This window comes from Oleiphilus sp. HI0067, assembly GCF_001635735.1.
Map to the genome: position 1 here is coordinate 1 of NZ_LWFI01000627.1, position 1,832 is coordinate 1,832.

At 48.6% G+C, this 1,832-nt stretch carries 1 protein-coding gene; it reads left to right on the forward strand.

Going from position 1 to position 1,832, the window contains the following annotated elements; translation table 11 throughout:
- On the forward strand, positions 1-1,832 hold a 1,832-nt coding region (locus A3739_RS06960), incomplete at both ends, for a tandem-95 repeat protein (protein WP_156502433.1).

Consider the following 1,832-nt stretch of genomic DNA (forward strand, 5'->3'; position numbering starts at 1 on the left):
AACAGCTCTTGGCGCAAGCGAGTGATGTGGATGGTGATACGCTCACGGCGTTGAATCTACAGACAGCCAATCCGGAACTGACGATTACAGATAATGGTGATGGGACGTTCACGCTGACACCGGCTGCAAACTTCAATGGTGATCTCGATATTAGTTTCGATATATTCGATGGTGAAGCGACAGTCGCAGCCAATATCGATTTGACAGTGAACCCAGTGAATGATCTGCCGGTCGCGCAGGATCAGAATTTCCAGATGAACGAAGACGGGACGATCACGCTTACAGATGGGGATCTGTTGGCGGGAGCGTCGGATGTTGATGGCGATACGCTGAGTATCTCAGATGTTACATACACAGGTACGGATGGAATCTTCACCGATAATGGAGATGACACATATACCTTTGCACCGAATGAGAACTTCAATGGTAATGTCACCGTCGACTTTACCGTGTCTGATGGTCAGGGTGGTACAGATACGGCCCAAGCGAATATTGTAGTTGTTCCTGTGAATGACCCGCCAGTTGCAGGGGATACGTCTTTCAGCATGAATGAGGACGGTACAATTACATTGACACCTGCACAGCTTTTGGCGAATTCAAGTGACGTTGAAGGTGATGTGAGTCTGCAAGGTGTGAGCTACTCAGGATCAGATGGAACGCTGAGTGAGAATGATGATGGCTCCTTTAGTTTTATTCCGAATGAGAATTTCAATGGTGACATTGTCCTCGATGTGGTTGTGTTAGATGCTGAGGGTGCGAGTGATACGGCCCAAGCGAATATCGTAGTTGTTCCTGTGAACGACTTCCCTGTTTCAGGTAACTTGGCGTATGCAATTGATGAGGATGGAAGTATCACACTGAGCCAAGAACAGCTCTTGGCGCAAGCGAGTGATGTGGATGGTGATACGCTCACGGCGTTGAATCTACAGACAGCCAATCCGGAACTGACGATTACAGATAATGGTGATGGGACGTTCACCCTGACACCGGCTGCAAACTTCAATGGTGATCTCGATATTAGTTTCGATGTATTCGATGGTGAAGCGACAGTTGCAGCCAATATCGATTTGACAGTGAACCCAGTGAATGATCTGCCGGTCGCGCAGGATCAGAATTTCCAGATGAACGAAGACGGGACGATCACGCTTACAGATGGGGATCTGTTGGCAGGAGCGTCGGATGTTGATGGCGATACGCTGAGTATCTCAGATGTTACATACACAGGTACGGATGGAATCTTCACCGATAATGGAGATGACACATATACCTTTGCACCGAATGAGAACTTCAATGGTAATGTCACCGTCGACTTTACCGTGTCTGATGGTCAGGGTGGTACCGATACGGCCCAAGCGAATATCGTAGTTGTTCCTGTGAATGACCCGCCAGTTTCAGGTAACTTGGCGTATGCAATTGATGAGGATGGAAGTATCACACTGAGCCAAGAGCAGCTCTTGGCGCAAGCGAGTGATGTGGATGGTGATACGCTCACGGCGTTGAATCTACAGACAGCCAATCCGGAACTGACGATTACAGATAATGGTGATGGGACGTTCACGCTGACACCGGCTGCAAACTTCAATGGTGATCTCGATATTAGTTTCGATGTATTCGATGGTGAAGCGACAGTCGCAGCCAATATCGATTTGACAGTGAACCCAGTGAATGATCTGCCGGTCGCGCAGGATCAGAATTTCCAGATGAACGAAGACGGGACGATCACGCTTACAGATGGGGATCTGTTGGCGGGAGCGTCGGATGTTGATGGTGATACGCTGAGTATCTCAGATGTTGCATACACAGGTACGGATGGAATCTTCACCGATAATGGA